The sequence below is a fragment of the Streptomyces sp. NPDC088252 genome, from assembly GCF_044740965.1.
Taxonomy (GTDB): Bacteria; Actinomycetota; Actinomycetes; order Streptomycetales; family Streptomycetaceae; genus Streptomyces.
Genome location: NZ_JBIURS010000006.1, coordinates 326,896 through 341,497, shown reverse-complemented (window position 1 = coordinate 341,497; position 14,602 = coordinate 326,896). Strand labels below are relative to the sequence as shown.

Here is a 14,602-nt window from a genome sequence, read left to right as displayed (position 1 = left end):
TACCTGAAGGGGCACAAAAAGGTCAGAGGGGTTTACAACGCCACCGTAGGTGGCATGTCGATTTCGCCGACGTGCGAATCCCCGAGCGCACACTGAGCGAAAGGCCCTGGCGCTTATGAACACCACGGTCAGCTGCGAGCTGCACCTGCGCCTCGTTGTGTCGAGCGAGTCCTCACTGCCTGTACCCGCGGGCCTGCGGTATGACACGGCCGATCCTTATGCCGTGCACGCCACCTTCCACACCGGAGCGGAGGAAACGGTCGAATGGGTTTTCGCCCGTGACCTCCTTGCCGAGGGGCTGCACCGGCCCACCGGCACCGGAGACGTCCGCGTCTGGCCATCCCGTAGTCACGGCCAGGGCGTCGTCTGCATCGCACTGAGCTCCCCAGAGGGCGAAGCCCTGCTCGAAGCCCCGGCGAGGGCGCTGGAGTCGTTCCTGAAGCGGACCGACGCCGCAGTTCCGCCGGGCACCGAGCATCGACATTTCGACCTCGACACGGAGCTCTCACACATCCTGGCCGAGAGCTGAGCCAGGCCGAGAGCTGCACGGCGCCGTCCGACTCGGGGAGACGGCGCCGCGCGGACAACCACATAGGGCTGACACCGACGCCGTCATCACGGAATCCACCGTGGTGACGGCGTCGGCGCGCGTCGCCCGGCGGTCGTACGCGCACGCCCCGGAGCACCGGCGCGCACGCCGAAGCTCCGGGGAGACCCTCCGGGCCCGGACGGACGCCTGCGGCCCCACGGTGCCACCAGGTGGCCGGTAAGCGCTCCCAGCACCCGTGACGGGCCCTCTCGGCCCCTGTGCGCCGCCGCCGAGCCAGTAGAGTCAGCCGGCATCGGCGGACACCCGCCCGCCGGAGGCCAGGGAGCGAAAGCGTGCTGATCCCCCACGACACCCGGATCGCCCTCGACACGGTGGTCGATCTGCTGAACACCGCACCGGAGAGCGAGCCACCGGCGAGCGGGCAGCCGGAGGCCGGGCCGGCCGACGGGCTCGCCGGTATCGAAGCGCTGTACGACTTCGCGCGACGTCATCGCATCAGCGGCGTGGGCGAGCTCCACGAGAAGGACCTGCGCGCCGTACGGGACGTGCGCACGCGTTTCGCCGCGATCTTCGCGACGGACGACGCCCGGACCGCGGCCTCGCTCGTCAACGCCCTCGTGGCCGCCGCCGGCACCACACCGCAGCTCAGCAACCACGACGGCTACGACTGGCATGTGCACTATTTCGCGCCGGACGCCTCGATCGCCGATCACCTCGCGGCCGACTGCGGCATGGCGCTGGCCTTCATCGTGGTGGCGGGCGAGCAGGAACGGCTGCGGCGCTGCGGGGCGCCGGACTGCCGGCACGCCTTCGTCGACCTCTCGCGCAACCGCTCCCGCCGCTACTGCTCAAGCCGGACCTGCGGTAATCGTCTGCATGTGGCCGCGTACCGGGCACGCCGCAAGGAAGCGGCCGACTGACCGTTCACAGCATGAAGAGATCATGCACCGCGGCCATCAGCAGCAGGCTGCCGATCACCGCGAGGAAGATCATCAGAGGGGGCTGGGAAAGCGCGAAGAGGCAGCCGCGCGGCTCTTCGGCAGGGGGTGCGGGGGCATCGCCCGGGGAGGTGTCGACCATCTCGGGACGATCATGACTCAGTTCGGCCCCCGTTGGCGATCAACACGCTTTTTCGCACGGGGAGTTCACCCACCCTCGTACCGGGCGGAATTCGCTCCGGCGTCCGATCGGCCGTCAGGTTTTCGGCACGGCTGCCGGTGAACGGCCCCGCGCGGACAGGGGCGTTGCCCAACACTGGGCCGCACACACCGAATTCGGGAACCGCAGGAAGACGGTCCGACCGGCCCCCGACGCACCACCGGAAGGGCCGGGGTCGACCGGATCGCCGAAATCCGCTCCGTGGCCGCGGAGTTGGACGGGAACGGCGCGAGCGGGGGCGGAGCCGACGGGCCCCGGTCTCAGCGTGGCGCCGCGCTGGAGGCGCGCACCACGAGCTCCGGCTGAAGCACCACGCTGCGATGCTCGTGGGTGCCGTCTTCGTCGTCCGCCTCCTCCAGCAGGAGTTCCGCGGCCATCCGGCCCATCACGACCGCCGGCTGGCGGACCGAGGTGAGGGGTACGGCAGCGGCTGCGGCGAATTCGATGTCGTCGTAGCCGACGATGGCGATGTCGTGCGGCACGCGCACGCCCGCCGCGTACAGGGCCTGAAGCACGCCGAGGGCGAGCAGGTCGTTGGCACAGAACACCGCGGTCGGCCGGGGGACGAGACCGAGCAGCCGGGCCCCGGCGTCGCGGCCGGCGGCCACGTCCAGGCGGTCGGAGGGGATCTCGACGAGTGCTTCGGCCGGCAGTCCGGCGTCGGCCAGCGCCGACAGGGCACCCTCGCGCCGGTCCCTGATCTGGTGGAGGTCGCCGGGTCCGCTGACGTAGGCCACCGAGCGGTGCCCGGCCGACACCAGATGGCCGACGGCGAGAGCGCCCCCGCGCACATCGTCGACGGAGACCGCGCAGGTCCCCGTGCCCGATGCCACCCGGTCCACCAGCACGTAGGGGATGCGGTGGCGGCTGAACGTCTCCAGGTTGCGGCCGGTCGCGTCGGCCGGGGTGACCAGCACGCCGCACACCCGCTGTTCAGCGAAGAGTCCGAGGTATTCGGCCTCCTCCGCCGGGCTCTGGTCGCTGTTGCAGACCATGACGCCGAGGCCGGCCGCACGGGCGGCACGCTCGGCGCCACGGGCCACGTCGACGAAGAACGGGTTGCCCATGTCGAGGACGAGCAGGGCCATGATCCGACTGCGGCCCGCCCTGAGCTGCCGGGCCGACTCGCTGCGGACGTAACCGAGTTCCTCGATGGCCGCCAGCACCCGGGCGCGGGTCTCCGGCAGCACCGCCTCGGGCCGGTTGATCACGTTGGACACGGTGCCCACGGAGACTCCGGCCTGCCGGGCCACATCCTTGATCCCTGCCACACGCGCCACTGCCCTGCCCCACCGATGCCCTCTGCAGCACGGGTCCGCGGCGTCGCACCGTCGTACGGACGCCGTGCGCGGAACCCGTCGTCCCGGTCCGCCGCCCGGGTGTCACCACTGCACAATGAATTGTTTCAATCCGACCTCGGGACGCTAGCCGCATCCCCGGACGTCGTCAAGGTGATCAATGAATCGATTCATCACCAGGGACACACCTGCCCCCGCCCCGAGAGGGCGGGGGCAGGGGGGCAGAGGTCAGATGCCGTGCTTCTTCAGGATGGCCTCGATGTCACTGAAGTCGTCGCCCGAGGCGGCGGACCGCTCCGGCTTCGCCGGCGCGCCCGGCTGCGTCCGGGTCGCCGGGAGTCCGGACCCGAGGGAGGGTGCCGAAGCCGCGGGAGCCACGGCTCCGCCCTGCGCCGCGCGCGCGGCGGCCTTGCGCTCCTTGCGGGTTCCGAGGCCGCGGCGCTCGATCGCACGCGTGGTCATGAACAGCAACCAGGCCACGGCCAGCAGCCCGAAGCCGAGCCAGACACTGGGCTTGAAGGCGATGCCGACGACCCAGTCCACGACCCCGGTGAGCACCAGGCCGACCGGGACCAGGGAGTAGGCGGCGATCCGGGCCGCGGCGAGGAAGCGCTTCCGGTATGCGGTGACGGCGGCGATGCCCAGGCCCGCCGCGGACACCGCGGAGCAGATGGTCTCGGCAAGCATCGGGGCCTCCAGGGCGCAAGGGGAAACGACCCTTCCATCCTGCACCGCCCACCGGCCGAGCGGCCACGGTCCGGGCCCACATCAGGGACATTTCAGGGCCGGGATCATCCCCAGGTGCCGATACGGCCGCGCTGCGGTCATCCCGGGCCGGAACGGGGCCGGGCGCCGATTGGGACGCAGGGAGGAGCCCTGGGAGACTGACCGCATGAGCGATTCCACCCCCGCGTCCCCTGTCGTCCTCGACCTCTGGTGCGAGCTCCAGTGCCCCGACTGCCACCAGGCCCTCACCGATGTACAGGCCCTGCGGGCCACATACGGGGACCGCATCGAGGTGCGGCTGCGGCACTTCCCGCTGGAGAAGCACAAGCATGCCTACGCCGCCGCGCAGGCGGCCGAGGAGGCGGTGGAACAGGGCAGGGGCTGGCCGTACATCGAGGCGGTTCTCGCCCGCACCGCCGACCTCGGCCGCACCGGTGAACCGCTCCTGATCGAGGTCGCACGGGAACTCGGCCTGGACGCGGAGGAGATGGACACCGCTCTGATCGACGGACGTCACATGCTGATCGTCGATGCCGACCAGGCCGAGGGCAAGGCGATCGGTGTCACCGGCACGCCGACCTATGTGATCGGTGACGAGCGGCTGGACGGCGGCAGGAGCCAGGACGGGCTGCGCGAGCGCATCGAGGAGATCGCCGACCGGCTGCTCGCAGAGCGGGACTGAGCCGTCGGGGCCCCGGGACGAACGGGGCCGCTTCCGAAAGCCCTACAGCGTTTTGCTCAGGTTGTACCGAGTCGTCCGGTATCCGAGCGACTCGTACAGCCGCAGGGCCGGTGTGTTGGACGCGAAGACGTGGAGCCCGAGGAGATGGGCACCCGCGTCCAGCGTGATGCGCTCGGCCTGCCACATCAGGGCACGTCCATGGCCGCGACCCCGGAACTCCTCGCCCACCTCGACATCGAAGACGAATCCGGTCGTTTCGCCCGGACCGTCTTCATGCACCGACACCCACACGTGGCCGACGACCACGCCCCCGACGACCAGCACATGGAAACGCATGCCCGCGGTGTCGATGCCGTTCGGCAGGTTACGGGCGTGGTCGGACCGGGACTTCTGCAGGGCCTGATCGACGGGGACGCCCTGGTCGATCCAGGACCGCGCGTACGTGTCGACGCTGGTGCGCTGCCATTGCGCGAACTCCTCGGCACTCATCGGGCGGGCGTCGACACCGTCCGGGAGCTCCGGAGCCGTCGGTTCGAGGTGCTTGAGCATGTTCCGGCTGCGTTCGGTGTAGCCGAGCGCGGCGACCAGCCGCCGGGCTCCCTCGTTGCCCGCCGGTGCCGAGAGGGACACCTGGTCGCATCCCCATCCGCGCAGCACCTCTTCGGCGGCGAGCGCGGCTATGGTGCCACGGCCTCGCCGCCGGCTCGGCTCGTCGATGCTCAGGGAGCGGAGCTCACCGGCCTTCGCACCGAACCTCGGATCCGTGCCGATCTCGACGGCGCCGACCGGGCGCCCGTTGTCGCACACGTCGTACGCGCGGCTCTTCGCGCCGTCGGCACCTTGCTGGATCGGCCCCGTGGGCCGGAGGGTCGTGGTCATCGCAAACGTTCTATCCGCCGATCCCGGGCCCGTCACCCGGTTTTACCGATCCGAGGTGCACGTCCTACGGGTCGAGGTCGTTCCCGGCCCGCTCCTCGAAGATCCGCATGGCCTTGGCCGTCACCGGTCCCGGTGCACCGGGCAGCACCCGGTCGTCCACCCGGTGGACGGCCTGCACGTCGCGCAGCGTGGAGGTCAGGAAGATCTCCTCGGCCCGTTCCAGGACATCGAACGGCAGGTCGGTCTCCTGAGCCCCTGTCCACTCCACGGCCAGCGCGCGGGTGATCCCGGCGAGGCAGCCGGAGGCGACCGGCGGGGTGTGCAGTTGTCCGTCGAGCACGACGAAGACATTGGACCCGGTGCCTTCGCAGAGCCGCCCGACCGTGTTGGCGAAGAGCGCCTCCGACGCGCCCTGCTCATGGGCGCGGGCAAGAGCGACGACGTTCTCGGCGTACGAGGTGGTCTTCAGCCCCGCGAGCGCACTGCGTTCGTTGCGCGTCCAGGGGACGGTGATCACGGCGGTGGTGTCGGGGCGGCGCCCGGCCTCCCCCAGGGCGACGACGAGGCCGGGACCCGCGTCACCGCGGTCGGAGCCGAGCGGGGAGAGTCCTCCCGTATAGGTGATGCGCAGCCTGCCGAGCGCCATCGGGTTGGCCTCCACGACGACGGAGCAGGCGCGGCGCACCTCGTCGAGGTCGGGCTCGGGGAGACCCAGGCCCCGGGCCGAGCGGGTCAGCCGGTCGAGATGGCGGGTGAGGGCGAAGGGCCTGCCGTCGACGGTCTTGACCGTCTCGAAGATGCCGTCCCCCACGGTGAGTCCGTGGTCGAGCACGGACACCCGGGCGTCGTCGGCGTCCCGCAGTTCGCCGTTGACCCAAATCCTCATCACGCCGTCCTTCCCATTGTTTCGTCAATGCCCGACGCCACAGCGAGCAGCCGGGACGCCTTGAGTTCGGTCTCGTCCCATTCGCGCTCCGGATCGGAGCCCCAGGTGATGCCTGCCCCGGTGCCGAAGCGCAGTACCGGGGCGCCCCCGGTCCGGTCGATCCAGAACGTCCGTATGCCGACGGCCACGGAGGCGGTGCGGCGGTCGGCGTCGACCCAGCCGATACCGCCGCAGTAGGGCCCCCGCGGCGCGGTCTCCAGCTCTTCGATGATCCGGAGCGCGCTGGACTTCGGTGCCCCGGTGACGGAGCCCGGCGGAAACGCGGCAGCGAGGAGTTCGGGCCAGCCGACCCCCTCGGCAAGCTCTCCGCGCACGGTGGAGACGAGGTGGACGAGGCCGGGGTGCTTCTCCACCACGCAGAGGTCGGGGACCGTGACCGATCCGGTGGCGCAGACCCGACCGAGGTCGTTGCGGACCAGGTCGACGATCATCACGTTCTCGGCGTGGTCCTTCTCCAGCAGATCGTGCTCGGTCCGTCCGGTGCCCTTGATCGGTCCGGACTCGACGGTCCGGCCGTCGCGCTTCAGGAACAGTTCGGGAGACGCGGTGGCGATCTCCACGCCGTGCGCGGGCAGCCGGATCGTTCCCGCGTACGGAGCGGGGTTGCCGCGCGCGAGCAGCGAGGTCAGCGCGTCCACGTCCGCGGCGGCGGGGTCGGGCAGCTCCGCGGTCATCACCCGGCAGAGGTTGGCCTGATAGACCTCGCCCGCCGCGATGTACGCGCGGATCCGCCGTACGCCCTCCGTGTACGCGGCACGGTCCAGGGACGAGTTCCAGTCGCCGGCCGCGGGCCCGCGCCAGGCGCCGCGCACCGGGGCGGGTACCGCCTCGGTGCGTACGGTGCCGAAACGCGCGCAGACGAGGCGGCCCTCGAAATCGGCGGATACGGCCCAGAAGCCGGACGAGTCGAGGGCTGCGGGATCACTGGTCACGTCCTGGAGATCGGAGGCGACGAGGCCGCCGAAGCGGGCCATTGGAGCGAGGTCGTGCACGCCGTTGAGTCTAGGACGGCGCCCGATGACCTGCGCCGGGGCGAACGCACCTCAGCACGCTGCACAAACGCGTTTTTGTACTGGCCCGGGAATCCGCTAGAGTTCAACACGTCGCCGGGACGCGCAAGCGGACCGGGAAAGACAAGCGGACGTAGCTCAGTTGGTAGAGCGCAACCTTGCCAAGGTTGAGGTCGCCAGTTCGAACCTGGTCGTCCGCTCGCAGAAAGTGGGGGATCTTCCCGAACCCCCACTCCTGGTGGAGTGGCCGAGAGGCGAGGCAACGGCCTGCAAAGCCGTCTACACGGGTTCAAATCCCGTCTCCACCTCCAAGGACGATTAGCTCAGCGGGAGAGCGCTTCCCTGACACGGAAGAGGTCACTGGTTCAATCCCAGTATCGTCCACTGGTCCACTAGGATCCCCCGCGCGATTAGCTCAGCGGGAGAGCGCTTCCCTGACACGGAAGAGGTCACTGGTTCAATCCCAGTATCGCGCACGCAGTACACGCAGGTTCACCCTGCGCGATTAGCTCAGCGGGAGAGCGCTTCCCTGACACGGAAGAGGTCACTGGTTCAATCCCAGTATCGCGCACCAGCAGAAGCCCCGGTCGTCTCGACGACCGGGGCTTCGTCGTTCCGCGGCCCGTACCGGTGAGCAGCTGGGCGACGGAACGCTTCGCGGGCCCGGACGCACGGCGGCCGGGCCCGAGATCGGGCGCTCAACGGTTTCCGGACCCGCGCTCAGGCCTTCACCGGTGTCGGGCCGGTCAGGACGAGAAGAGCATGTGGCCGAAGCTCTTGTGCCGGTAGTGACCGCCGTGGTGGCCGCCATGGTGCTGCGGGGCACCCCAGGCCGGAGCCGGGGCGGCCGGGTACGCCTGCGGGGCGGGCGGCGGAGGCGGGGCCTGCTGGGTCCACTGCGCCTCGATGCGGGTCAGGGTCTCCAGCTCGCCGTAGTCGAGGAAGATCCCCCGGCAGCCGCTGCACTGTTCGATCTGTATGCCGTTGCGGTTGTACGTGTGCATCTGCGCGTGGCACTTGGGACACTGCATGGTTCGGCTCACTCCTCGCCGTCGGTTCGCCGTCGCCGGAATGCGTGCCCGCCGACGGTCGGTTCAGCCTACGACGAGTGCTCCGGGGCCAACTCGGGCGGGAGAGCGGCGATTCGGGCACAGGCATCGATCATCGTCCGCTCCACCCCATCCGGAGCTCGCCCCTCCGCCGCGGACCTGGCGAATGCCAGCGCCGCGGTCTGAATGGTCAGGGTCCGGGCGGGTGCGTCCAGTTCGGGCCAGACGTCGCCGTCGGCGCGCACGGCGGGTCCGCCCGCCGCCCGGTAGGAGTCCAGGAAGCGGAGCCAGACGTCGGGGGGCAGCAGCCCGGCCGCGTACCAGGCGGCGGGGCGGGCGAGGTCCCAGGCGGGATCGCCGAGGCCGGCGTCGTCGACGTCGATGAGCAGCCAGGGGCCGCGTGGCGCGGGGTGACGGACGAGCTGCCCGAGGTGGAAATCACCGTGGCAGAGGAAGCGCGAGCGGTGCGGGGGCGTGTCGGCTTCGCCCCGGGCCCAGGGGGGCAGTCGGTGCCAGGCTTCGAGCACGGGAGCGGTGGCCGGGTCGCCGGGCCGGGCGGCGCGCATGCGGGCGACGGCGAGCGCGGCCTTGGCGGGGCCACGCATGGGCGGGAGAGCGAGGGAGGGCGGGGGCGGGGTCCGGTGCAGCCCGGCCAGCAACACGGCGGCCTCCTGCCAGGGGGCGGCGTCGGGGTCGCCGGGGTCGACCGGCTCGCCATGGGGCCACAGGGTGACGGCGCGGCCGTGGAGGGCGGTGGAACGCGCGGGTGGTCCGGCGGGTGCGGCGGACGGCCCCACCGGACCGGCCGGTGGGGTGGACGACGGCAGCGGGGCGAGCAGGATGCCGGCGAGGAGCGGGTCGTTCGCGAGGGCGAGGCGGGCCGGCAGGTCGGCGCTGTCCGCGTCGGGGGCATGGGCCTTGGCGACGACGGCTCCGCTGCGGACCACGGTGCCGTCCGCGCGGTCGGCGAGCACCGCCGGGGGCGGGCAGTCGCAGGGGTGCTCGGGGCGTCCGTGGGCGGCCCGATGGGCGAGGGCGCCGAGCGCGCGTACGACTGCGGTGGTCACGGTCTCCCCCGGTGGCGAACAGGTGTGGGCTGCGGCCCGGCTTCCGTGTCGGGCCTCCACGAGAGTACGGGCGGCTCGATTCGCGACGGGTCCGCCGAGGAGCGAACGAGGCGGAGCGAAAGCCGTGGACACCACGTGGTCCCTGGACGGCGCGGACAGCGCGGGCGCCACGCACACCCTGGGCGGTGTGGAATCCATGGGCGGCGGGGACGTCGAGTTGCCGTGAAAAGAGCCCCGGACAGCGCGATGTCCGGTCAGCTCCCCAGCTGACCGGACAAACGCTGCCGTCCGCCGCACCCCCGTCCCCACGGGGTTGTTGGCCGGATGTCCCGGTCCGGACCGCTCTTCCGGACCCGGGGCGCCGCTCAGCGCCCCAGCATCACGCCCACGGACGACGCCTGTGTGACCACTGCGTCCCAGCCGCCGAAGACGACTACGAGCAGGGCCGCCAGAGGAAGAACCATCGCCGTCGCCACCAGCGGGTGCCGCGTTCCGGACGACGGGCGATTGCCGAACGACGCCTGGAACCTGCGTCCCCGCGTGCGGATCATGGTCCGCGTTGCCGTGTCCGCCATGGTTCCTCTCCTGACTCGATGTGGGGCGGCGGGCGTGTGACCTCGGGGGACGAGTGCTGCGCCCGCCGCTTGACCTCAACATTAGGGAAGCGGGAGACGTACGACGTCATGCCCGCGTACCGATTGCCGGGCCTCCCGGAGGATGAGCCGTGGGTAGTCGACGTACTCCCCTGGGTGGAGATCGGCCGCCTCGTACCGGGGTCTTCCCGGAGGGGGAGCCCGCCGCCTTCCACCCGGCAACCGCCGATGTATTCGGCCTCCGGCACCGAGAGGCGCCTCGCGTGAGAATGCGCCGAGCAGGGACTGGGGCCGCCAGATCGGGGATCAGGAGGGCGGACGGATACGGCGGCAGGTCGCAACGGAGGACATGCACCCGATTTCTGATGTCAGCACTCCCCGTCTGATCGGTCGTGGTCCGGAACTGGAGCGGGTGACCGCCGCGCTCGTCCGGACGCCCGCTGCGGTGCCGGGGGAGGGCGAGGCGGGCATCGGCGAGAACAGGCTGCTGCAGGAGGCTCTGGGCAGCCGGACCACACGGCATCTGCGGACACCGGTAGCCGCCTGTCCGCCGTTTCGCGAGGCGCTGACGCCGGGGGGGACGACCGTGTTCCCGCGGAGCCGCGGGCCGCCGTGACTTCACTCACTCGCCCGCCCCCCGCCTCCCCGCCCCCGGCCGCGGCTGCGCAGCGGCGATCTGCGAGGTCGCACGCCCGCCGGGCCGAGCGCATGCGAGCGGCCAACCTCCTGCCCCCGCAACCGCTTTGGGACCGGCCGCCACGGCGTCTCGGGGAGGGGTCCGCCCCGACTCCCCGTCATGGACCGGGCCGCGCAGCGACAATCGGTCGGCGGGCGAGGGCGCGGCCTCTGAGCGCCCCGGGCGCCGGGTACGTAAGCTGTGCCTCGTCAGGCGTACCAGGCAGCGGGGATGGGCAGACATGGCGATGATGCGGCTCCGGCGCGAGGACCCGCGTGTCGTCGGCTCGTTCAGGCTCCACCGGCGGCTCGGGGCGGGCGGCATGGGTGTCGTCTATCTCGGTTCCGACCGCCGGGGCCAGCGGGTGGCGCTGAAGGTGATCCGGCCGGATCTGGCGGAGGACCAGGAGTTCCGCTCGCGGTTCGCGCGCGAGGTGTCCGCCGCGCGGCGGATCCGCGGCGGCTGCACGGCACGTCTGGTGGCCGCGGACCTGGAGGCGGACCGCCCGTGGTTCGCCACGCAGTACGTCCCGGGGCCGTCGTTGCACGACAAGGTGGCCGAGGAGGGTCCGCTGTCGGCGGCCGAGGTGGCCTCGATCGGGGCGGCGCTCTCCGAGGGCCTGGTGGCGGTGCACGAGGCCGGTGTCGTCCACCGCGACCTCAAGCCGTCGAACATCCTCCTCTCCCCCAAGGGCCCCAGGATCATCGACTTCGGGATCGCCTGGGCGACCGGCGCCTCGACGCTCACCCATGTCGGTACGGCAGTGGGTTCGCCCGGATTCCTCGCTCCCGAGCAGGTGCGCGGCGCGGCGGTGACGCCCGCGACGGACGTGTTCTCGCTCGGTGCCACGCTGGCCTACGCGGCGATGGCCGACTCACCTTTCGGGCACGGCAGTTCCGAGGTGATGCTGTACCGAGTGGTGCACGAGGAGCCGCAGTTGTACGACGTGCACGACGCGCTCGCGCCGCTGGTGAGCGCCTGCCTGGCCAAGGATCCCGAGGAGCGGCCGAGCACGCTTCAACTCTCCATGCGGCTCAAGGAGATCGCGGCGAGGGAGGCGCAGGGACTGCACGAGAGGCGCCCGCCCGTCCAGCGTTCGGCACAGGAGCTGGACCGGCCGACCGGCCGTCTCGACGGCCCGTACACCGAGCAGCACACCCGGCGCACGGCTCCCCCGGCGCCCCGTCAGCAGAAGCAGCCTCAGAGCGGCCGGCAGGCCACGTCGTCGCGGGCGGGGTCGCCCCGTACCGGGGGTTCACGCCCCGCGCCGCATCACACGTACCGGCCCCCGCGCAGCACCACGCGGTCCGGCAGGCGCCCGCAGGGCACGAACGGGACGAACGGCCGCCCGGGAACGCGGCCCGGGGCACGCAAGACCTCGACGGGGCGTCGTCCGGCGAATCCGCGGCTGCTGCGACAGCGGCTCGTCGTCTTCGTCGTGGTGACGCTGCTGGTGGCGCTCGGCATCGCGGCGGCACAGGGCTGCCAGGGCCCGGCCCGCGGTCTGGGCACGGGCCGGACGCAGCCCGTGAAGCAGCCACAGTCGCAGACGCAGACACAGACACAGGACCGGAGCGAGACGGCGCGGAGCCTGCGGGTGCAGTAGCCGGCCGGCTCCGCGGTCAGCTCTGCGGGCGGCCCGATGCCACGGCGTAGAACGCGACCGCGGCGGCCGCTCCCACGTTCAGTGAGTCGACGCCGTGCGCCATCGGGATGCGGACCCATTCGTCGGCGGCGACCAGGGCCTGCGTGGACAGCCCGTCGCCCTCGGCACCGAGCATCAGCGCCACCTTGTCCATCCGGTGCGGTGCCGCCTCGTCGATGCTGCTGGCCTTTTCGTCCGGGGTCAGCGCGAGAAGCTCGAAGCCCGCTTCCCGTACCGTCTCCAGAGCCTTGGGCCAGGTGTCGAGACGGGCGTAGGGCACGGAGAAGACCGCGCCCATCGAGACCTTCACGGAGCGCCGGTAGAGCGGATCCGCGCAGTCCGGGGAGAGCAGCACGGCGTCCATGCCGAGAGCGGCGGCGCTGCGGAAGATCGCCCCGATGTTGGTGTGGTCGTTGACGGCCTCCATGACGACCACCCGGCGGGTCGTCGCCAGCAGTTCGTCGGCGGTCGGCAGCGGCTTGCGCTGCATCGAGGCGAGGGCACCGCGGTGGACGTGGTAGCCGGTGACGCGTTCGGCGAGTTCGGGGCTGACCGCGTACACCGGGGCCGGGACCTCGTCGATGACGTCGCGCATCAGATCGATCCACTTCGCCGAGAGCAGCATCGACCGCATCTCGTAGCCGGCGTGCCTGGCGCGTCTGATCACCTTCTCGCCCTCGGCGATGAAGAGGCCCTCGGCGGGCTCTCTCCTGCGTCGGAGTTCGACGTCGGTCAGTCCGGTGTAGTCGCTCAGGCGGGGGTCGTCGGGATCGTCGACGGTGATGAGATCAGCCACGGGTTTGATACTGCCTTGTCCGGTGTGTGGTGCCAACGGCTGGGAGGAAGATCTGTTACCGCTGGTTACTCGTCGGGATGGGGAAAGCGCTCGTGCCGGCTATTCGGCGGGCACCGTCGCGGCGCTCGTGCCGACCGCGACGACGTCGCCGATGACGATGACGGCCGGGGGACGCACGTCTTCGGCCGCGGCCCGTTCGGCGACGGTCGCCAGCGTGGCGTCGACCCTGCGCTGGGCCGCCGTGGTGCCCTCCTGGACCAGGGCGACCGGGGTCCCGGGGGCCTTGCCGTGGGCGATGAGGGTACGGGCGATGGCACCGATCTTGTCGACGGCCATCAGGAGCACGAGGGTGCCGCGCAGCTTGGCGAGGGAGGGCCAGTCGACCAGCGAGCGGTCGTCGTCGGGGGCCACATGGCCGCTCACCACGGTGAACTCATGGGCCACACCACGGTGGGTGACGGGGATTCCGGCCGCGCCCGGCACGGAGATCGAGCTGGAGATGCCGGGGACGACGGTGCAGGCGATGCCCTCCGCGGCGAGCGCCCGGGCCTCCTCCATGCCGCGGCCGAAGACGAACGGGTCGCCGCCCTTGAGCCGCACGACGGCCTTGCCCGCCTTGGCGTGCTCGATGAGCGCCTGGTTGATCGCCTCCTGGGCCATGTAGCGGCCGTACGGGATCTTCGCCGCGTCGATCACCTCGACGTGCGGCGGGAGTTCGTCGAGCAGGTCGCGCGGGCCGAGGCGGTCGGCGATGACGACGTCGGCCTCGGCGAGGAGGCGGCGCCCGCGCACCGTGATCAGGTCGGGGTCACCGGGCCCACCGCCGACCAGGGCGACACCGGGGGTCCGGGTGCGGTGGTGGGGTGCGGCGAGGGTCCCGTCGCGCAGGCCCTCGACGATGGCGTCGCGGACCGCGGCGCTGTGGCGCGGGTCGCGGCCGTGGGTGTCGGTGGTGAGGACGGCGACGGTCATGCCCTCACTGCGGCCGGTGGCCGGGGTGAGGGCGGTGGCGGCATCGGCGTTGTCGCTGCGGACGCACCAGGTGCGGGTGCGCTCGGCCTCGGCGGAGGCGGCGTCGTTCGCCGCGGTGTCGTCTGACGCGATGAGTGCGTACCACGTGTGGGCCAGGTCGCCTTCGGCGTACGGTCGGCGTTCCCAGCGGATCTCGCCGGCGTCGGCCATCGCCTCGACGGACGGGGTCGCGGTCGGCGATACGAGGACGATGTCGGCGCCCGCCGCGATGAGCGCGGGGAGGCGGCGCTGGGCGACCTGGCCACCGCCGACCACGACGACTCGGCGGCCGCTGAGACGCAGTCCGACGGGGTACGCAGGGTGATCGACGTGATCTGCGTGCTCGGCCATGGCGGTGCGGCTCCTCGTGAGGTGCGGGGTGCGGGCCGCTGCGGCGGTGGAGCGGCTGTGACGTGCGGGTTCGTGGGGCTGGATCCACGATACGGGGTGGCGTGCGCAGGTGGTGGGGGCGTGTGGCCGAGCGGGGAGGGGCGGTGGCGTGCCCGCCTGTTGCCC

At 71.8% G+C, this 14,602-nt stretch carries 16 protein-coding genes and 5 tRNA genes; 10 read left to right on the top strand and 11 right to left on the bottom strand.

Annotated elements, in window-relative coordinates:
* The first annotated feature begins 115 nt into the window (after positions 1-115).
* Both ACIOHC_RS15525 and ACIOHC_RS15520 read left to right on the top strand, forming a co-directional pair.
* Entirely contained in the window at positions 116-529 is a 414-nt protein-coding gene (locus tag ACIOHC_RS15525; protein WP_003959770.1) for an SsgA family sporulation/cell division regulator, read from the top strand.
* Positions 530-882: 353 nt separating this feature from the next.
* Positions 883-1,470, top strand: coding sequence for a CGNR zinc finger domain-containing protein (locus ACIOHC_RS15520; RefSeq protein WP_365690400.1), 588 nt, complete (start codon positions 883-885; stop codon positions 1,468-1,470).
* A gap of 4 nt (positions 1,471-1,474) precedes the next feature.
* Here the strand turns inward: ACIOHC_RS15520 and ACIOHC_RS15515 are convergent, their stop codons facing one another.
* From ACIOHC_RS15515 to ACIOHC_RS15505, 3 genes are all read right to left on the bottom strand, one after another.
* Complete coding sequence (locus ACIOHC_RS15515) at positions 1,475-1,630, bottom strand: hypothetical protein (protein WP_351074278.1); 156 nt, start codon at positions 1,628-1,630, stop codon at positions 1,475-1,477.
* A 338-nt stretch (positions 1,631-1,968) separates the two neighbouring features.
* Positions 1,969-2,988: a LacI family DNA-binding transcriptional regulator gene (locus ACIOHC_RS15510; RefSeq protein WP_351074277.1), complete on the bottom strand. Its 1,020-nt coding sequence runs from the start codon at positions 2,986-2,988 to the stop codon at positions 1,969-1,971.
* Positions 2,989-3,234: 246 nt separating this feature from the next.
* Positions 3,235-3,693: a hypothetical protein gene (locus tag ACIOHC_RS15505; RefSeq protein ID WP_351074276.1), complete on the bottom strand. Its 459-nt coding sequence runs from the start codon at positions 3,691-3,693 to the stop codon at positions 3,235-3,237.
* A 205-nt stretch (positions 3,694-3,898) separates the two neighbouring features.
* On the opposite strand from ACIOHC_RS15505, the gene ACIOHC_RS15500 reads away from it, so the two are divergent.
* Positions 3,899-4,414 (top strand): DsbA family protein, encoded by a 516-nt coding sequence (locus ACIOHC_RS15500; RefSeq protein WP_351074275.1) that lies wholly within the window; start codon positions 3,899-3,901, stop codon positions 4,412-4,414.
* 42 nt (positions 4,415-4,456) lie between these two features.
* Here ACIOHC_RS15500 and ACIOHC_RS15495 read toward each other — a convergent pair whose 3' ends face one another.
* The 3 genes from ACIOHC_RS15495 to ACIOHC_RS15485 all read right to left on the bottom strand — a co-directional run bounded on the left by ACIOHC_RS15495 (position 4,457) and on the right by ACIOHC_RS15485 (position 7,213).
* A complete protein-coding gene (locus tag ACIOHC_RS15495) occupies positions 4,457-5,293 on the bottom strand; it encodes a GNAT family N-acetyltransferase (protein ID WP_351074274.1) in 837 nt (278 codons plus the stop codon).
* 64 nt (positions 5,294-5,357) lie between these two features.
* Positions 5,358-6,179 (bottom strand): aminotransferase class IV, encoded by an 822-nt coding sequence (locus tag ACIOHC_RS15490; RefSeq protein WP_401842958.1) that lies wholly within the window; start codon positions 6,177-6,179, stop codon positions 5,358-5,360.
* On the bottom strand, positions 6,179-7,213 hold the full coding sequence (locus ACIOHC_RS15485; RefSeq protein ID WP_351074344.1) for a chorismate-binding protein: 1,035 nt from the start codon (positions 7,211-7,213) through the stop codon (positions 6,179-6,181). The genes ACIOHC_RS15490 and ACIOHC_RS15485 overlap by 1 nt, the downstream gene beginning before the upstream one ends.
* Positions 7,214-7,376: 163 nt before the next feature.
* Between ACIOHC_RS15485 and ACIOHC_RS15480 the strand changes: the two genes are divergently transcribed.
* From ACIOHC_RS15480 to ACIOHC_RS15460, 5 genes are all read left to right on the top strand, one after another.
* A tRNA-Gly gene (locus ACIOHC_RS15480) sits at positions 7,377-7,449 on the top strand.
* Between the two features lie 37 nt (positions 7,450-7,486).
* A tRNA-Cys gene (locus tag ACIOHC_RS15475) sits at positions 7,487-7,560 on the top strand.
* 1 nt (position 7,561) lies between these two features.
* A tRNA-Val gene (locus tag ACIOHC_RS15470) sits at positions 7,562-7,633 on the top strand.
* Between the two features lie 20 nt (positions 7,634-7,653).
* A tRNA-Val gene (locus ACIOHC_RS15465) sits at positions 7,654-7,725 on the top strand.
* Positions 7,726-7,748: 23 nt separating this feature from the next.
* A tRNA-Val gene (locus ACIOHC_RS15460) sits at positions 7,749-7,823 on the top strand.
* Positions 7,824-7,995: 172 nt separating this feature from the next.
* Here the strand turns inward: ACIOHC_RS15460 and ACIOHC_RS15455 are convergent.
* The 3 genes from ACIOHC_RS15455 to ACIOHC_RS15445 all read right to left on the bottom strand — a co-directional run bounded on the left by ACIOHC_RS15455 (position 7,996) and on the right by ACIOHC_RS15445 (position 9,940).
* On the bottom strand, positions 7,996-8,280 hold the full coding sequence (locus ACIOHC_RS15455; protein ID WP_351074272.1) for a zf-TFIIB domain-containing protein: 285 nt from the start codon (positions 8,278-8,280) through the stop codon (positions 7,996-7,998).
* A 68-nt stretch (positions 8,281-8,348) separates the two neighbouring features.
* Positions 8,349-9,365, bottom strand: a complete 1,017-nt coding sequence (locus ACIOHC_RS15450) for an aminoglycoside phosphotransferase family protein (RefSeq protein ID WP_351074271.1) — start codon at positions 9,363-9,365, stop codon at positions 8,349-8,351.
* Positions 9,366-9,730: 365 nt separating this feature from the next.
* Positions 9,731-9,940, bottom strand: a complete 210-nt coding sequence (locus tag ACIOHC_RS15445) for a hypothetical protein (RefSeq protein WP_351074270.1) — start codon at positions 9,938-9,940, stop codon at positions 9,731-9,733.
* Positions 9,941-10,307: 367 nt separating this feature from the next.
* On the opposite strand from ACIOHC_RS15445, the gene ACIOHC_RS15440 reads away from it, so the two are divergent.
* Positions 10,308-10,574 (top strand): hypothetical protein, encoded by a 267-nt coding sequence (locus tag ACIOHC_RS15440; protein ID WP_401842956.1) that lies wholly within the window; start codon positions 10,308-10,310, stop codon positions 10,572-10,574.
* Between the two features lie 301 nt (positions 10,575-10,875).
* Positions 10,876-12,240 carry a serine/threonine-protein kinase gene (locus tag ACIOHC_RS15435; RefSeq protein ID WP_401842955.1) on the top strand — a complete coding sequence of 455 codons (1,365 nt, stop codon included), beginning with the start codon at positions 10,876-10,878 and terminating at the stop codon, positions 12,238-12,240.
* A gap of 16 nt (positions 12,241-12,256) precedes the next feature.
* On the opposite strand, the gene ACIOHC_RS15430 is transcribed toward ACIOHC_RS15435, so the two are convergent.
* Positions 12,257-13,075: an RNA methyltransferase gene (locus ACIOHC_RS15430; RefSeq protein WP_351074268.1), complete on the bottom strand. Its 819-nt coding sequence runs from the start codon at positions 13,073-13,075 to the stop codon at positions 12,257-12,259.
* A 99-nt stretch (positions 13,076-13,174) separates the two neighbouring features.
* The gene (gene cobA / locus ACIOHC_RS15425; protein ID WP_365690410.1) at positions 13,175-14,437 is read right to left on the bottom strand and encodes a uroporphyrinogen-III C-methyltransferase; all 1,263 of its coding nucleotides are present in this window, start codon (positions 14,435-14,437) and stop codon (positions 13,175-13,177) included.
* Between the last annotated feature and the right edge of the window lie 165 nt (positions 14,438-14,602).

Bases quoted from the DNA above. Each gene is read 5' to 3' on its own strand.
- ACIOHC_RS15525 (WP_003959770.1), top strand. From the start codon at position 116: ATGAACACCACGGTCAGCTGCGAGCTGCACCTGCGCCTCGTTGTGTCG.
- ACIOHC_RS15515 (WP_351074278.1), bottom strand. From the start codon at position 1,630: ATGGTCGACACCTCCCCGGGCGATGCCCCCGCACCCCCTGCCGAAGAG.
- ACIOHC_RS15505 (WP_351074276.1), bottom strand. From the start codon at position 3,693: ATGCTTGCCGAGACCATCTGCTCCGCGGTGTCCGCGGCGGGCCTGGGC.
- ACIOHC_RS15500 (WP_351074275.1), top strand. From the start codon at position 3,899: ATGAGCGATTCCACCCCCGCGTCCCCTGTCGTCCTCGACCTCTGGTGC.
- ACIOHC_RS15495 (WP_351074274.1), bottom strand. From the start codon at position 5,293: ATGACCACGACCCTCCGGCCCACGGGGCCGATCCAGCAAGGTGCCGAC.
- ACIOHC_RS15490 (WP_401842958.1), bottom strand. From the start codon at position 6,179: ATGAGGATTTGGGTCAACGGCGAACTGCGGGACGCCGACGACGCCCGG.
- ACIOHC_RS15485 (WP_351074344.1), bottom strand. From the start codon at position 7,213: ATGGCCCGCTTCGGCGGCCTCGTCGCCTCCGATCTCCAGGACGTGACC.
- ACIOHC_RS15455 (WP_351074272.1), bottom strand. From the start codon at position 8,280: ATGCAGTGTCCCAAGTGCCACGCGCAGATGCACACGTACAACCGCAAC.
- ACIOHC_RS15445 (WP_351074270.1), bottom strand. From the start codon at position 9,940: ATGGCGGACACGGCAACGCGGACCATGATCCGCACGCGGGGACGCAGG.
- ACIOHC_RS15440 (WP_401842956.1), top strand. From the start codon at position 10,308: ATGCACCCGATTTCTGATGTCAGCACTCCCCGTCTGATCGGTCGTGGT.
- ACIOHC_RS15435 (WP_401842955.1), top strand. From the start codon at position 10,876: ATGGCGATGATGCGGCTCCGGCGCGAGGACCCGCGTGTCGTCGGCTCG.
- cobA (WP_365690410.1), bottom strand. From the start codon at position 14,437: ATGGCCGAGCACGCAGATCACGTCGATCACCCTGCGTACCCCGTCGGA.